The sequence below is a fragment of the Vibrio sp. R-1 genome (assembly GCF_035615595.1).
Classification (GTDB): domain Bacteria; phylum Pseudomonadota; class Gammaproteobacteria; order Enterobacterales; family Vibrionaceae; genus Vibrio; species Vibrio cholerae.
Genome location: NZ_WPDC01000024.1, coordinates 1 through 15,077 on the forward strand (window position 1 = coordinate 1; position 15,077 = coordinate 15,077).

Sequence of the window (15,077 nt, forward strand, 5' to 3'; positions counted from 1 at the left end):
CAGCTTCAAGTAGGCAGGGGATAGTTAGTAACGCATATCCGGTGGGATCGGCATACTCTCCTCATTGAGTTTCGGTCGCTGACCACCTTTGCGGCGATACTGTTTAAGCTGGAACACAAATGCCAACACTTGAGCGACGGCCACAAATAGGCCATCCGGAATTTGCTGCTCCAGCTCGGTCGTGTGGTACAAGGCGCGTGCTAAGGGCGGTGCAGGAACAATCGCAATGTCATATTCCCGCGCGATTTCACGGATCTTGAGTGCCATATGATCGACACCTTTGGCTATCACCACCGGCGCTTTATCGGTGTTCTGCTTATAACGCAGTGCTACCGAAAAGTGCTCAGGGTTAGTGATGATGACATCGGCCTGTGGCAGTGCAGCCATCATACGTCGCTGCGCCGCTTCACGTTGCAACATACGAATGCGCCCTTTCACCTCTGGTTTACCTTCGGTGTCTTTGTACTCGTCTTTGACTTCCTGTTTGGTCATTTTTAGTTGTTCAGCGTGCTGCCAAATCTGGAATGGAATATCAATCGCCACCACCACCAGTAACGAACAACTGATCAGCAACACAAAGTTGAGCAGAATATCCAGCGCATGAAAGATGTTTTGCGGATACACATCAAGACTGAGCTGGAACAGATCCTTTTGCGAAGCTTCAATCAGATAAAAGGCGACGCCAGACACCAGCAACACTTTCAAGATGGATTTGAGCAGCTCGACCCAGCTTTGCATACCAAACATTCGCTTTAAGCCACTGAGCGGATTCATTTTCGACAGCTTAGGCATCGCCGCTTCAGCGGAAAAACTGATCCCACCGACCACCGCCGCACCGATTAAGGCAGCGATAAACAAGGTGGTCAGGATCATGAGCAAGGGCAACAGCAGGTTGACTAGTGAGCCACCAATGATGTCAAACAGCTTACCAAGATCGAAAATCTCTTCACGGCTTAGCTCAAAAAGGCGCTGCATGGCCACCATCAATCCTTTGGCCAAGATCTCGCCAAACCACATCAAGGAAACCGCACCTACTACCAATACCGAGACAGAAGCCAACTCCTTCGAACGCGCAACTTGGCCTTTTTCCTTGGCCTGCTGCAACCTTCGGGGCGTGGCTTCTTCAGTCCTTTCTTGTCCGTCGGATTCTGCCAAATCAGCCTCCTAACAGTTTAAGCGAATGAGACGGCAAACTTGCTCTTCCGCCTCTTGCCAATAAATATCGTAATGGGTGTACAAACCGTGGACGATGTACCAACAGAGCAATAACCCCACCAAGAGCGCAAACGAAAAACCGAGCGAGAAAATGTTGAGCTGCGGCGCCGCACGTGTCATTACCCCAAAGGAGAGGTTCACGGTTAACAGTGCAATAATGCCCGACAGTGAGACGGCCAATGATGCTTTAAACATGATACCGAGCCACAGCGCTAACTCACGAAAATCCACCGTCGTCAGTGAGCCGCTGCCAATCGGTAAACTTTTAAAACTGAAGACGACCAGTTGGATCATTTTCAAATGGCCATCACTGACAAGGAAAAACAGCGTGGCCAGTAACATAAAAAGCTGACCGAGTAGCGGAGTGTTTTGTCCGTTAGCGGGGTCGACCATGGAGGCAAAACCTAAGCTCGATTGCATACCGAGGATTTGACCGAGCATGACAAAGATTTGCACCAAAAACTGGGTGACCATGCCCATCGCCACACCGATCACAATCTGTTCGAAGGTGATCATGAATCCTTGTAGCGAAAGCAAGGCAATATCGGAAGGAACCGCAGGAATCGCGGGCATCACCGCAAAAGTGAGCGCTAACCCTAAGTAGAGACGTACCCGCGCAGGCACAAAGCGCGCACCTGTGACCGTCATCACCATCAACATGGCCGCAATACGCGTGTACGGCCAGAAGTAGTTGGCAATGAAATCAAGGACGACACTGGCGGGATATTCCATAAGGACTCCTAGTACAGAACCTGCGGCATGCGTTCAATCATGCTGTAGAAAAAGTCCATCAGGATTTGTGTCATCCAGTGCCCAAAAAACATCAGTGCTAATAAGGTAATGATAAGACGAGGCAAAAAGCTCAGCGTCTGTTCGTTAATCGAGGTGGCCGCCTGAAAAATGGCGACGACCAAACCCACCAATAAGCTAGGAATGATGATGGCACACACCATGATCAGTACCAGCCAGAGTGACTCTTTAAACAGCTCAACAAATATCTCTGGTGTCATGTGCCCTCCCTGCTACAAGGCAAAACTGCCCGCCAAGGTCGACAGGATAAGGTTCCAACCATCCACCAACACGAACAACATCAATTTAAACGGTAAAGAGACAATCATGGGCGAAAGCATCATCATACCCATGGCCATGAGCACTGAGGCCACAACTAAGTCAATGATCAAAAAAGGCAAAAACAGCATAAAGCCGATTTGGAAGGCCGTTTTTAACTCAGAGGTGATAAAAGCAGGGATCAGTACCGCCATCGACACTTGCTCAGGCGCGGTCACTTGTGCGCCGGACATTTCCACAAAAGTTTCGAGATCGTTGACTCGGGTCTGCTTGAGCATAAAGGCTTTGAGTGGCTCTTGCGCTAAATCAAACGCTTGGCGTGCGGTGATCTGCTCATTGAGATAAGGCTGCACCGCTTGTTCATTAATCTGGTTAAATACTGGCGCCATAATGAAAAAGGTCAGAAACAGCGCAATACCGATAATCACTTGGTTGGACGGGGTTTGTTGCAAACCCATCGCTTGACGCAGAATAGACATCACCACCACGATGCGGGTGAAGGACGTCATTAAAATCACCATGGCTGGCAAGAAGCCGAGCATGGTCATCAGTGCCAGAATTTGCAGGTTTATCGAGTAATCTTCGCTGCCATCGGAATTGGTGGTCATAGTAAATGCCGGAATTCCACCGCCACCACTGCTACTGCCTAACGCGATAGTTTTGGCATTCCCCTGCTCTTTTTCTAGCGCCGTCACAGTGACAGAGGAAGCTCCGGCAGCGGTGGATGGAATTGCGGTATTCAGTGGCTCTTCGGCAAAAGCGAGCGAGGTAAAACCAAGCAACCCCGAAAGCAGCCAAGTGAGTAATCCTATCGTCAACCAAGAGGTTAAATTAAGTCTTTGAGTCCGTTTCATGTTTTTTCAGTAGCTGCATCAACTGGTTAGAAAAGGCGGTTGCCGGCAGCTCCTCCTGTATGAGTGGATTATCGAGTTTGGCCAGCAATTGAATTGACTGAGTAGTCACCCCAATCAAATACTGCTCTTCGCCCACTTGGATGATCATCACCCGCTCTCGGGTGCCAACGGGTAATTGTTTGATGATACTCAGCCCTTTTTGCTGACCGAAAGCAGGCACACGCATGCGTTTGAGTAACCAAGCCAGTAGCAGTATCAGAGCGATAACGAATAAAAGCGACCCCAAGGTGGTCGCTAAATCCAGTTGGCTGCTGGTGGCAGCCAACCCGGGGACAGGGATGAGAAACAGAGCCGCCAATTTTCGCATTGGCTATCTCAATTTCTTGATACGTTCGGTTTGACTTATCACGTCGGTGAGGCGGATACCAAACTTATCGTTCACCACCACGACTTCGCCATGCGCAATCAGCGTGCCGTTAACCATCACATCAAGTGACTCACCGGCAATCCTATCCAACTCCACCACCGAACCTTGGTTCAATTGCAGCAGGTTACGAATGCTGATTTTAGAGCGCCCGACTTCCATCGAGATGGTCACCGGAATATCCATAATGGTATCGAGCTTACGGCGCTCGTCATCCGTAATTGGGGGCGCCGTGTTTTTCAGCTCTTCAAGTGGTGCGGCTAAGATTTCATCCACATCAATATCAGGCGCATTAGGGTCTTCCCCCAGTGCGGCCGCCCACTCTTCGGCTAGTCTTTCATCTTCGCTTTTTGCCATCTTCAACTACCTATTGGTTCTTTTCATTATCCGTCACTATCGAGAGCTCATCCCGACGTCGTAAAACGGATTATTCGATTTCATCTTCTTCTGCGTTTTCAAACTCAGCAATGATGTCTTTACCAAGGAACGCGAGATCCGTTTTCACTACATCTGGACGTTTGATTTTCTCAGAAACTTGTACTGCGAGTTTTTCACCGGAGCGCCCCATTTTCACACGATACGTTGGCAGCTCTTCAATAAACATCACCGCATGTTCTGGCATTTTTATTGGGATGACATCCCCCACTTGCAACTCCATCAAATCCCGCAGCGCAATATCCATTTCCAGTAAGTTCACTCGGAAATTGACTGGCACATCCATGATCTCTTCGCGCAGAGCCGTACTCCAGCGCACGTCGGTTTCCATTTTATCCGACTGTACACCCGCATCCAGCAGTTCACGGATCGGTTCTACCATCGAATACGGCATAACCATGTGGAAATCGCCACCGCCACCGTCCACTTCAACGTGGAAGGAACTGACGACAATCACTTCGGTTGGGCTGACGATGTTCGCCATGCTCGGGTTCACTTCGGAATCGAGGTATTCAAACTCCACCCCCATGACGGGCGACCACGCTTCTTTGTAGTCGGCAAACACGATTTTGAGCAGCAGTTGAATAACCCGCCGTTCGGTTGGGGTAAATTCACGCCCCTCAATTCGCGCATGATAACGGCCATCGCCGCCGAAGAAGTTTTCCACCAGAATAAACACCAAACGCGCTTCCATGGTCACCAAGGCCGTCCCCTTGAGTGGACGAAAACGCACCATGTTCAAACTGGTAGGAACATATAAGGTATTTTGGTATTCACCAAACTTCATCATCTGCACGCCGTTGATCGACACTTCTGCGGTTTTACGCAGCATGTTGAACAGACTGATGCGCAGATGGCGAGCAAAACGTTCATTGATAAGCTCCAGAGTCGGCATTCGACCCCGGACGATACGATCTTGGGAAGAAAAATCAAAATTCGCAGCACTGGGGCCCGATTTGGGTAATTCCTCTTCTTCCTCATCGACGCTGTCAACGCCATGAAGCAGCGCATCGATTTCGTCTTGGCTTAATAAATCAGTCACATTTCACCTATTGCATTACAAAGTCGGTAAACAGCACTTTTTCAATAACGGGTTTGCCCACAGCTTGGTTGAGTGCGGCTTTGATGTCATCGGTGGCTTTATCACGCAGCTCAATACGGCCATTGGGGGTGCGCAATTGCTCCACCGTTGCTGATGCAAAAGTCGCCAGCAGCGAGCTTTCCACTAAAGGCGAGTGGTAACGTGCAAGGTTTTCATTTTCGCTGCCACGCACCATTAATTGGACTTTGATTTGCACTAAGCGATCTTTAGCATCCCCAGTGACATTAAACACAAACGGCTGAGCAATATTGACGTAAGACACCGGATCGGTCGGAGCGGCGACCTGTTCGGTTTTCTGCTCTGCGCCCGCAGCGGCTTCGTCGCCACCTGAACCCATCATGAAAAATGCGGCACCACCACCGCCAGCCAGTAACACCACGGCGGCGATAATAATGATCAACAGTTTCTTTTTCCCTTTGGGAGCTTCTGTTCCTAGATCTTCTTCGGCCATAATTGCCTCTGTATGTGGTTAATTTTGTATAAGTTTAAGCGTAATAACTGATTCCATCACGCTTTGTTGCCACATTCAAATCAAGTTTGATGTCAGTATCAAGGTTTTCTTCGCTATTGAGCCTTTCATTGCGTGCGCTTTGACCAAAACCAGACTGCTCTTGTCCTGTATAACGCTGCTGTTGTCCTGCACTTTGCTGCTGAACCGAGGTATCGCCCAATTGGACGCCTTGCTGCGCCAACATTTCACGCAGCCTTGGCATGGTTTGTTCTAATGCCTCACGGGCATGTTGGTTCGCGACGGTGAAATGCACTGTCGCGCCATCACCTTGCATGTTCATGCGAATATGCATCCGTCCCAATTCCGGTGGATCCAGCCGAATATCAATATTTTTCAAGTTCTTCGACATCATCATCTGCACACGTTCAGCCAACTGATCGGCAGCCATCTCTTTATTCAGTGGAACAGGGGTAGCATTGGTTTGTACCAGTTGCGACTCAGCGCGGTTGAGAGCTTGGTTTTGTGCCGTACCTTGTCCTGCTGCCGCTGCGATTTGCTGGGCTAAGCCTTCTTGTCCTGATTCACTGACCGCACGACGTTCGTCACTGCCCGCTAAAGCTCGGCCACCTAATGCTGCCAGCATGGCAGAGCTGGCGGCAAGCTCAGGATTCACCGTCGCGGCAGGATTTAACATTGGATTGACCGCTACGGTTTGAGGCGCTAGTGCCGCTATATCGATAGGCGTCGCCGCCGTGGGATTCATTGGCAGCGCCGTGGTGCCCGTTTGCTGCGCCGCTAAATGGGCTGGCGTTAACCCTTGTGCGACTAACTGAGCCAGCGCATTAGGAACAGGCGCTTTCGCTTTACCCCCTTCTTCGAGCATGGCTTTCAGCTCTGGTGTCAGCGCAGCCAACTCATTGTCAGTCGGCATTTGTGTGCCCCAAGGAATCACCACTTTGCCCGTTTCTGTTGCAGAAGTTGACTGATTAAGCCCTTCATCAGCCATGATTGATGCAGGATTGAGCGCTGATTGAGTCAATGGCGTCGCTTTCAGCGCTTGACTTGAAGCCGCAAGAGCCTCACTCACTTCGGCGCTTGGGCTTGCCAAAGCCGCGGTATTAGCGAAAGTCTGTGTCAGCGGCATTCCCTCAAGCATTGCCCCCTCAACCGGTTCAGCGTGCACAGTGTTTGCCGCCGCCAATGAAGCACCTGACAATCCGCCTACTAATGCGCCGCCCATCAGAGCGCTCGCCATCCATTCATCTTGTGCTATTTCATCTTCAGTAGCAGCCGAGTCTGAGACGGCAGCATCAAGGTCAGCACTGGTAGACAGAGCACGATTGGAGATTGCCGTGGCAGATTCAATCGGTAAAACCTCTTCAGGCGGCGTCGCGTTCCGTATTCCGTCGGGATGTTGTGAGTCCAATGCTTGGCCATGCTGCGCTGGCAAAATTTTGCCGTTGGTTTTGATGAGCGCTTGGTTCGCCTCTTGCAAACGCCCCAATAATTCATCCCCCTCACTCATCGCCTGTGCAGTTTTGCGTTGTAACTCACCACTCACAGGCTGGTCATCGATGGACTCCGCATTCGTCACCCATTTGGCGAGCGAGGCCGGTATGGGCGCATTTGCACCTAGTTCATCTTGCTTGACTGGTACCACTTTGGTGGAAGTCGCTTCACCTTTCTCTAATGATGGCGCTTTCTGAGCAGATTTTATGACATCGACTGGCAAGCTTTCCTCACTGGCCGCCTCCACTTCGCTGGCGCTAAACAAAGCTTCATCCATCTCTGCCATTAAAGCGGCATCACTATCAGCCTCTAGGGATGCCTCTGTATTCACTGGCGCTTCGGTGTCACCTTCATTCTGAGTCACACTGGTAGCGGGGGCATCTGAAGCGGTTTTGCTGCCGAAAATAAGAGCGTGTAACTGCGCAAAAAAACCACCAGAGGACTCCGTCGCCGCGGCATCCGTACTGACTGCGCTACTTTTTGCCGTTGGAGCTATTTTACTCGGTTCAACCGGAGGGGTGAGATTCACATTCATATTCGCTACTCGCACAGTGGAATTGAAGTCTGAGCATGATCTGCGCAGATCAACTCATCAGTAACAGCTTGGGGTTAACGCCCTTTTGCGAAAATCTAGCAAGAAGTAAGCCAAGTGAAGGTTTTATTGCATCCGAGGAGGAGAAGCTCGCGCCGCGATACGACGTTTAAACTACGCCTTATGAGGAGAGACGGCGGCGATTGAACATCAGGGTCGAAAATTCATCCATCTGTTTCTGTTCGCGTTTTTCTTGTAATAACTGACGTTCGGTTTGTTTTTTCTCCATCAGCCATTGATAAGATTTCCGTTTTTGACGCATGTTCATCCAGTGCTGTTCGCAGTTTTCAACTTGCAGACGAAAATGCTGCTCAGCGCTTTTTTGTTTGGCTAAGGTTTCATCGAGCTGAGTGAGAAATCGGTTGAGGTGACCATATTGGCTGGCGGTTAATCCTGATTTGCCGCGCTCCACCAACTGCTGACAATACTCTAAGCGGTACTGTTCAATTTGACGCAGTTGGTGGTAGTAACTATCCAGCTCGCTTCGCGCTTTACTGAGCGCCAACACCGCTTTGTCTTCGCTTTCCTGAGCTTGTTCGAGCAAGAAATCTAACGCGTTATCCATTTCAATGCTCCAAGTTATGAGCTGAGTACATGGCGCAGCATGTTGACGCACATGTCATAAGGCACGGTTTCTTTCATGGCTTGCTGCAAGTACTGATCCAATTTCGGTTTGAGGGTGAAAGCCGCATCAATCGCTTTGTCGGTGCCCGGTTTGTAGGCACCAATCGAGACTAAGTCTTGATTCTTACGACACACGGAAAGGATCTGCCGAACCGCTTTCGACATCAGTAAATGCTCATCGGTGGTGATTTGTGGCATAACCCGGCTGACGGATTTTTCGACATCAATCGCCGGATAGTGTCCTGCATCGGCCATTTCCCGCGATAACACGATATGACCATCCAAGATCGCGCGCGAGGCATCCGCAATCGGATCTTGTAAGTCATCCCCTTCGGTCAATACGGTGAAAAATGCGGTGATCGAACCTTGGTGTGGGCCGCCATTACCAGCGCGCTCAACCAGTGCCGGTAGTTTGGCAAAAACCGATGGCGGATAACCTTTGGTCGCTGGGGGTTCTCCGACGGACAGAGCAATCTCACGCTGCGCTTGCGCAAAACGCGTGAGTGAATCCATCAACAGCAGCACATCCAAACCTTGATCGCGAAAATACTCGGCAATAGTCAGAGCCGTTTGGCACCCTTTTAAACGCATCAGCGGTGAGGAATCAGCAGGAGCAGCCACCACCACGGAGCGCTGGCGGCCATCTACGCCGAGGATCTCTTCGATAAATTCTTTGACTTCGCGTCCCCGCTCACCAATCAACCCAACCACCACGACTTGCGCTGTGGTGCCTCGGGTCATCATGCCGAGCGTGACCGATTTACCGACACCGGAACCGGCAAACAAGCCAATCCGTTGTCCTTTACCGACCGTTAGTAAACCGTTAATTGCCTTGATGCCAACATCCAAAGGTTCGTTGATCGGTTTACGTGCCAGTGGATTAATCGGCATAGCGTTAAGTGAAGCGCGTTGATCGGTATAAATCGGACCTAAACCATCAAGCGGATTACCCACGCCATCAATCACGCGCCCCAGCAGTTCCATACCGACAGGCAGGCCTGATTCGGTCGTGATAGGAGTCACTTTGGCTCCGGGAAGGACACCGATGATCTGTTCACTAGGCATCAAAAAGAGGTTATCGCCAGAAAAGCCCACCACTTCGGCTTCCATCTCGCCGTTCATGGTTTCGACTTTACACAAACTTCCGACGGGTGCTTTACAACCTGTGGCTTCCAGCGTCAAACCCACAACACGCACCAACTTTCCCGAAGCCATGGGTCGGGTGGTGTGTCCTTCGACTTTGTATTGGGCAAGGCGATCGGCTAACGCTAACATCGGCTACTCTCCCGGATGGTGACGGTTGATACCGCAGAAGCTTTTCAGCACGCTGCGGATCCGCTCTTCCATCCGATAGCTGACGCTCGACTCACCCGCTTCAATCTGTACATCGCCGCGACTTAAGGCAGGCTCGCTGAGTAGCGTCCAGTTACGGGTTTCGATTTCTTGCTCACCGTAGGCTTGGCGAATGATCTCTACATCTTCTGGATTGAGTTTGAGAGTAATCGCGTGCCCTGCAATCGGCAGCGCTTCGACTGAAGCTTTGACGGTATCGAGGATCACTTGTGGATTGGTTTGCACTTCAACGTGCACCACTTCTTTGGTCAACGCGAGTACCATGTCCACTAGCTGCTTTTCGACCTGAGCATTAAGCAGATCAAGGGGTTGAGCAAACTGGTTCGCCAGCGCCATAAAGGTTTTGACTTGTTCTTGAATTAAGGATTGCCCTTCGGCAACGCCATCTTGATAACCTTGCGTTTGCCCTTCTTGATGACCGGCTTGGAAACCTTCAGCCTTACCTTGTTCAAAGCCTTGCTGATAGCCTTCTGCTTGCCCTGCCTCAAAGCCCTCTTGTTGAGCGGCAGTGCGGATCAGTGCAATCTCTTCTTCACTGAATTCGTGCTCGACGACCTGCTCCGGTTCGTCAAAGTTTGGGATCCAGCCCGGATCGTAATTAAACGCAGTCTGTTTAGCCGCTTTGTTACTTTCCGCACCGTAATCCGGCAGCCCCCAACGTTGAGGTGTGACCGTCGCATCATCTGTACCCGGGCGAATAAAACCACGCTTTCTTTCACCAGACATTGTGATCCTCAATCATGCAGCAAGTTTTGTTTAACGTTCATCAAAATAATGCATCGAAGGAAATAGGATCGGCTTACACCGATCCCACTTGATTATAAGAATTCGTCGGCACCGCCGCCCAGCATGATCTCGCCGTTGTCGGCCATACGACGAGCGATAGACAAGATCTCTTTCTGAGCCGCTTCCACATCGGACACTTTGATCGGTGGCATCGCCTCCAAATCGTCTTTCATCATCTCAGCAGCACGTTTCGACATGTTCTTGAAGATCTTCTCGCGCAGCGTATCGTCTGCCCCTTTGAGGGCTTTTTGCAAGACATCTTGCGGAACATCACGCAGCAATTTTTGGATACCTTGATCGTCGACTTCGACCAAGTTCTCAAACACAAACATCAAATCTTGGATCTGAGTTGCCAAGTCTTCGTCTTTTTCGCGCATTCCTTCCATCAATACGCTTTCGATGTTGTTGTCCAGATAGTTCATGATGTCGGCAGCAGCTTTCAAGCCACCAATTTTGGCCGCTTGTGCCCCTGCTTGACCCGCGAACTGTTTCTCCATGATTTCGTTCAACTCGGCCAGCGCTGAAGGCTGTACTTCTTCCAAGTTGGCGATACGCATCAACAAATCGAGAGCGTCACGCTGAGCAAACTGCGCCAAAATCTCGGCCGATTGATCCGGCTCAAGGTACGACAATACGATGGTTTGGATCTGCGGGTGCTCGTTGATAATAATGCTCGCCACTTGGCGCGGATCCATCCATTTTAGTGAATCCAGACCTTTCGAGCCGGTACCAAGCAGAATTTGATCCACCAAGTTGTTGGCTTTATCCGCCCCCAACGCCGCAACCAGAGCATTACGTAGGAAGTCTTCACTGCCCATACCAATGTTGGTGTATTTTTGAATATCTTCCAAAAAGGCACGATGCACCGCTGACACTTTGGTTTGGCTTAAGTCTTTGGCGCGTGCCATGGCACTACCCACCCTCTGTACCTGTTTAGGCTCGAGGTGGCGAATGATGCCTGCGGCATCTTCTTCATTCAAACTGAGCAGCAAAATGGCTGCTTTTTCTTCACCGGGAATTTCACTGATATCAATGGTTGATTCGACCACTTCTCCACCATCTTTCTTGTCTTTAGCCATTTTGCATCCAGTTCTTCACTACTTGAGCCGCGAGTTCTGGCTCGTTTGCCACCAAGGCACGTACTGCTTTCAGCACGTCCTCATCCTTGTGAAGATTCGGCAGATCAATGCCTGAACCAAATTCGAACAACTCACCGCCATCAATATCGCTGCCGATGAGGCTTGTCTCACCATCCGCGCCAATTGGCATACCGTCTGGGCCGTACATTTGGTCATCGTCATCCGCCGCTGGGTTGATAAGTTTCTTCATCGCTGGACGTACTAGCACCAAAATGACGATGATGATAACCAAGGCACTGGCGAACCAACGAACCCAATCGTTGAAGTTTGGATGTTCCCAAATTGGGACATCAACAATTTGTTCCATTTCGGGTTCAGCAAACGGCATGCTGAGGACATTCAGTAAATCTCCACGATTTTCACTATAGCCTACGGTGCCGATCAGAACCTGACGAATTGAGTTGAGGTCCGCTTCACTGAGTGGCGTGTAAGTCACTTCGCCAGTATCAGGATTGACGCTGGAACGACTCTTGACGGCCACCGCTACAGTCTGACGGTTAATCACCCCTGATTGCTTACGCTCATGGCTGATGGTGGTATCAAGTTCATAGTTACGTGTCGCTTCTTTATGCACTGACCCTTGCCCCATGACCGAGCCATCTTTCATCTGTGCTACATCTTGCGGAATTGAGGCATCGGCGGGAGGTTGGTTGCTAAGAGCGCCCGGCACCCCTGCGACAACGTTACCGTTATTGTAATCTTCCAGTGTGTATTCACTGCGTGTGGCTGGCGTGTTGGGGTCAAACACTTTACGAGTCTGCTCTACTGCACTGAAATCGAGTTCGATATCCACCTGCGCGGTGTAATTACCTAAACCAAGGATCGGGATCAGTACCGAGTCAATTTTTCCACGCAGGGCTTCTTCTTGTTGTTTCTCCAGCTCTTGCTCTTTACGGCGAGCTGCAGAAACGGGATCTTGTGAGCCTGAGCTGAGCAAACGACCATGCTGATCGGTCACCGTAACCCGGCTCGGTTTCATGCCCGGCACCGCACTGGCCACCATGTCGACCACGGCATCAATCTCTTCTTGTTTAAGATTGGCTCCCGTGCGTACCGTCAAGAACACAGACGCTGACGCTTCTTGGTTATGACGAACAAACACACTCTGCTTTGGCAATGCAAGCAATACGCGAGCTTTGTTAACTTGGCGCATTTCTTCAATCGCTTTCGCGAGTTGACGTTCACGGCTCAGCTTGAGGCGTTCTTGTTCAAGACGCTGTGATACCCCAAAGCCCATATCCTGCATCAGAATCTCGTCGCCAGCCTGACGGTTTTGGTTTAATCCCGCGCGTACCATGGAGAGTTTGAGGCTGTTGTAATCACTGACAGGCACCAAAATGGTATTGCCATCAAGTTTGTATTGCTGTTTCTGTTGATCGAGGTAATCCAAGACTGGGATCAGTTCTTCGGTTTCGTAAGCACCCAGCGGACGCATATCCGGCTCACGTACCCAGAAGAACAGCATGACGATAAGGGCAACGCAGATTGAAATAGACAGTACCAGTACCACTTGGCGCAATAAATCGAGATCACCAACGGTAAAGTCCATTTTGCTACTTTTTTCGTTGATGTCCGGATTCTGCGTGTCGTGGTCCATATCAGAGCCTGCCATCAAGGCATGCTCACCACCACTATTGGTCAACGCGAGATCGGTTGTTTGTTTATCATCGGCCACAGTCTATTACCCAAGTTATACTGGCATATTCATCAGTTCTTTGTACGCTTCGACGAGCTTATTGCGTACTTGAATGGTCGCTTCAAACGCCACACTCGATTTATTACGGGCGATCATCACATCAGAAAGAGAAATCCCTTCATCGCCACGATCAAAACGCGTCTGCATATCACTTGAGGTCTTTTGCAGGCCATTGACGTTGTTGATCGCTTTGGTCAACATGGCACCAAAGTCAGCGCCAACTTTCTGACCTGTCGATGCGGGCTGAGTGTTCATTGCCTCAAACATCATCGCCTGCATTTCGTTATTTAAACCGTCAAGTCTCATTGCTACCTCTGATGCCAATTGTTTGACTCAAAAATTCCATTCCTAACTCTAAAGAGCAATTTGTATGCCATGCCCTCAACCGGGGATATCAATCCCTGCATCACGCATTTTGGCGAGTTTGTAACGTAAAGTGCGTGGGCTAATACCTAGCTTCTCCGCCATCTCTTTACGGCGTCCCTGACATTCGGCCAACGTATCAAGAATAATCGCAAACTCTTGGTCGCGCAGTTCACCCCCCAAACCTGAACCTGAACCTGAACCTTGCGAACTACTATTTTGCCCACTACCTTGCACTAAGGGCTTAAACAGTTCGGGCTCTGCAACAGGTTTGATCTGCGGTGCAGCCATCGACTCCCCCGCCACCGCTTGCTGTAAGCTGCTGGCATCGTGCCAATCGACCCCTTCCAGCAAAATGTGCTCACTTTGAATATGGCCGTTTTCACTTAAGATCAAAGCACGCTGCACGACGTTATCCAGCTCACGCACATTACCCGGCCATGGGTAATTCAGCAGTTTAATAATGGCGTTAGGCGCAATGCTTGGTACAGGTAAACCTAACTTTTTGCAGTGACGCTCAATCAGATGGTTAGCCAGCGGCTCAATATCGTCTTTACGCTCACATAAGGCTGGCCAGGTTAATGGGAACACATTCAAACGGTAGTACAAGTCTTCACGGAAATGTCCAGCTTGCACGTACTGTTTCAAGTCACGGTTACTGGTTGCGAGCACGCGAACATCGAGCTTGATGCTTTTGCGGCTCCCTAAGCGCTCCACTTCACGCTCTTGCAGTACCCGCAGCAGTTTGGCTTGCAGATTGAGATCCATTTCGCTGATCTCATCGAGCAAAATGGTGCCACCTTGGGCTTGTTCAAACTTACCGGGACACGCTTGTACGGCTCCGGTAAACGCGCCTTTTTCATAACCGAATAGGGTTGCTTCTAACATGTTGTCAGGAATTGCCGCGCAGTTAATCGCAATAAATGGCCCCTCTTTACGAGGAGAGGCATTGTGGATGTAACGTGACATCACTTCTTTACCTGAGCCGCTTGGCCCCAAAATCATCACGTTGGCATCGGTCTTCGCCACTTTATCGGCTAAGGCAAGCAACTTGAGGCTTTTCGTATCCGCGACCACAGCATCGCCGTTGTCATCTGACTTTACTGGTGCGTAACGGCTGACCATGTTCAGCAGCACTTCTGGTGCAAAAGGCTTGGCCATGTAGTCAATCGCGCCATCTTTCATGGCGGATACGGCATCTTGAATATTGGCGTAAGCGGTCATCAGCAGTACGGGTAAGTTCGGCCAGTGCTGTTTGATACTGCGCAGCAGAGCGAGTCCACCCATGCCTGCCATTTGCACATCAGACACCACAATATCAACACTGTGTGATTTGAGTTTGAGCAGGGCATCTTCTGCACAATCGGCTTCCAGCCACTCATAACCCGCTAAAGCTAAGGTGTCGATCAACGCTTCGCGAAGACCTTCGTCATCTTCTACGATTAAGACTTTGCTTTGAGCCATCT

Annotated in this window: 17 protein-coding genes; 1 reads left to right on the forward strand and 16 read right to left on the reverse strand. The window is 50.3% G+C overall.

The genetic code is table 11. The features are described from left to right. Positions 1-24: 24 nt before the first annotated feature. The 9 genes from flhB to GOU96_RS07480 form a co-directional block, all read right to left on the reverse strand. A complete protein-coding gene (flhB, locus tag GOU96_RS07440; protein WP_148516608.1) occupies positions 25-1,155 on the reverse strand; it encodes a flagellar biosynthesis protein FlhB in 1,131 nt (376 codons plus the stop codon). A gap of 9 nt (positions 1,156-1,164) precedes the next feature. Further along, a complete protein-coding gene (fliR, locus tag GOU96_RS07445; RefSeq protein WP_000456297.1) occupies positions 1,165-1,947 on the reverse strand; it encodes a flagellar biosynthetic protein FliR in 783 nt (260 codons plus the stop codon). Positions 1,948-1,955: 8 nt separating this feature from the next. Beyond that, positions 1,956-2,225: a flagellar biosynthesis protein FliQ gene (gene fliQ, locus GOU96_RS07450; protein ID WP_000187051.1), complete on the reverse strand. Its 270-nt coding sequence runs from the start codon at positions 2,223-2,225 to the stop codon at positions 1,956-1,958. Between the two features lie 12 nt (positions 2,226-2,237). Then, positions 2,238-3,137 carry a flagellar type III secretion system pore protein FliP gene (fliP, locus tag GOU96_RS07455; protein WP_001895169.1) on the reverse strand — a complete coding sequence of 300 codons (900 nt, stop codon included), beginning with the start codon at positions 3,135-3,137 and terminating at the stop codon, positions 2,238-2,240. After that, entirely contained in the window at positions 3,115-3,504 is a 390-nt protein-coding gene (gene fliO / locus GOU96_RS07460) for a flagellar biosynthetic protein FliO (protein ID WP_001228179.1), read from the reverse strand. Before fliO ends, fliP begins: the two co-directional genes overlap by 23 nt. Positions 3,505-3,507: 3 nt before the next feature. Continuing rightward, entirely contained in the window at positions 3,508-3,918 is a 411-nt protein-coding gene (fliN, locus tag GOU96_RS07465) for a flagellar motor switch protein FliN (protein WP_001129786.1), read from the reverse strand. A gap of 70 nt (positions 3,919-3,988) precedes the next feature. After that, the gene (fliM, locus tag GOU96_RS07470) at positions 3,989-5,038 is read right to left on the reverse strand and encodes a flagellar motor switch protein FliM (RefSeq protein WP_000130769.1); all 1,050 of its coding nucleotides are present in this window, start codon (positions 5,036-5,038) and stop codon (positions 3,989-3,991) included. Positions 5,039-5,045: 7 nt separating this feature from the next. Beyond that, positions 5,046-5,549, reverse strand: coding sequence for a flagellar basal body-associated protein FliL (gene fliL / locus GOU96_RS07475; RefSeq protein ID WP_118088847.1), 504 nt, complete (start codon positions 5,547-5,549; stop codon positions 5,046-5,048). Positions 5,550-5,583: 34 nt separating this feature from the next. After that, positions 5,584-7,593 (reverse strand): flagellar hook-length control protein FliK, encoded by a 2,010-nt coding sequence (locus GOU96_RS07480; protein WP_174499962.1) that lies wholly within the window; start codon positions 7,591-7,593, stop codon positions 5,584-5,586. A 35-nt stretch (positions 7,594-7,628) separates the two neighbouring features. On the opposite strand from GOU96_RS07480, the gene GOU96_RS07485 reads away from it, so the two are divergent. Next, on the forward strand, positions 7,629-7,763 hold the full coding sequence (locus GOU96_RS07485) for a hypothetical protein (protein WP_001935464.1): 135 nt from the start codon (positions 7,629-7,631) through the stop codon (positions 7,761-7,763). Positions 7,764-7,771: 8 nt separating this feature from the next. Here GOU96_RS07485 and fliJ read toward each other — a convergent pair whose 3' ends face one another. The 7 genes from fliJ to GOU96_RS07520 form a co-directional block, all read right to left on the reverse strand. Beyond that, on the reverse strand, positions 7,772-8,215 hold the full coding sequence (gene fliJ, locus GOU96_RS07490) for a flagellar export protein FliJ (protein WP_000367979.1): 444 nt from the start codon (positions 8,213-8,215) through the stop codon (positions 7,772-7,774). Positions 8,216-8,229: 14 nt separating this feature from the next. Next, entirely contained in the window at positions 8,230-9,549 is a 1,320-nt protein-coding gene (gene fliI, locus GOU96_RS07495) for a flagellar protein export ATPase FliI (protein ID WP_000880262.1), read from the reverse strand. 3 nt (positions 9,550-9,552) lie between these two features. Continuing rightward, positions 9,553-10,353, reverse strand: a complete 801-nt coding sequence (fliH, locus tag GOU96_RS07500; RefSeq protein ID WP_057551492.1) for a flagellar assembly protein FliH — start codon at positions 10,351-10,353, stop codon at positions 9,553-9,555. Between the two features lie 92 nt (positions 10,354-10,445). Continuing rightward, the gene (fliG, locus tag GOU96_RS07505; protein WP_001030038.1) at positions 10,446-11,492 is read right to left on the reverse strand and encodes a flagellar motor switch protein FliG; all 1,047 of its coding nucleotides are present in this window, start codon (positions 11,490-11,492) and stop codon (positions 10,446-10,448) included. Next, positions 11,485-13,227, reverse strand: a complete 1,743-nt coding sequence (fliF, locus tag GOU96_RS07510) for a flagellar basal-body MS-ring/collar protein FliF (protein ID WP_000752737.1) — start codon at positions 13,225-13,227, stop codon at positions 11,485-11,487. Before fliF ends, fliG begins: the two co-directional genes overlap by 8 nt. Before the next feature lie 15 nt (positions 13,228-13,242). After that, positions 13,243-13,554, reverse strand: a complete 312-nt coding sequence (gene fliE, locus GOU96_RS07515) for a flagellar hook-basal body complex protein FliE (RefSeq protein ID WP_001234824.1) — start codon at positions 13,552-13,554, stop codon at positions 13,243-13,245. Between the two features lie 75 nt (positions 13,555-13,629). Continuing rightward, a complete protein-coding gene (locus tag GOU96_RS07520; protein ID WP_267782231.1) occupies positions 13,630-15,075 on the reverse strand; it encodes a sigma-54-dependent transcriptional regulator in 1,446 nt (481 codons plus the stop codon). Positions 15,076-15,077: the final 2 nt, after the last annotated feature.